Source organism: Microbulbifer aggregans, from assembly GCF_020524005.1.
Lineage (GTDB): Bacteria > Pseudomonadota > Gammaproteobacteria > Pseudomonadales > Cellvibrionaceae > Microbulbifer > Microbulbifer aggregans_A.
Genome location: NZ_JAIVKK010000052.1, coordinates 1 through 539, shown reverse-complemented (window position 1 = coordinate 539; position 539 = coordinate 1). Strand labels below are relative to the sequence as shown.

At 61.2% G+C, this 539-nt stretch carries 1 protein-coding gene; it reads right to left on the bottom strand.

What is annotated here, in order from left to right; genetic code table 11:
- Window positions 1–539: AMP-binding enzyme (locus tag LC093_RS20275; RefSeq protein WP_226669347.1), on the bottom strand; the 539-nt coding region annotated here is incomplete at both ends.

Sequence of the window (539 nt, the reverse complement as noted above, 5' to 3'; positions counted from 1 at the left end):
GGCGCAACATAGCTCTCCGCCGAACCAAAGTCCGGCTCTGGCAGCGCCTTCACATCCAGCTTGCCATTGATTGTCAGCGGCAGCTCCGCCAGTGCTGTAAAGCTCGACGGCACCATATAATCTGGCAGCACTTGAGACAGCGAGTGACGCAGCTCATCCATGGTTACACCTGTGCACGCAGGTACATAGTATGCCGCCAGGTGCTGAGCGCCCGCCTGCGGGCGGGCAATCACCGCCGACTGGGTCACCGACGACAGGGCCGACAGGGCACTCTCGATCTCCCCCAGTTCAATGCGGTAGCCACGTATCTTCACCTGAGCGTCATTGCGACCGAGATACTCCAACTCTCCAGTGTCCAGCCAGCGCACCAGATCGCCGGTTTTATAAAGACGCGAGTGACCGCGCTCGCGCGCCTCAGCATCAGCAAACGGGTTGTCGATAAAACGCTCGGCACTTAGCTCCGCGCGATTTAAATAGCCCCGAGCCACGCCGGCACCGCCGATGTACAGCTCACCCACCGCGCCCACGGGCAGCAGGTG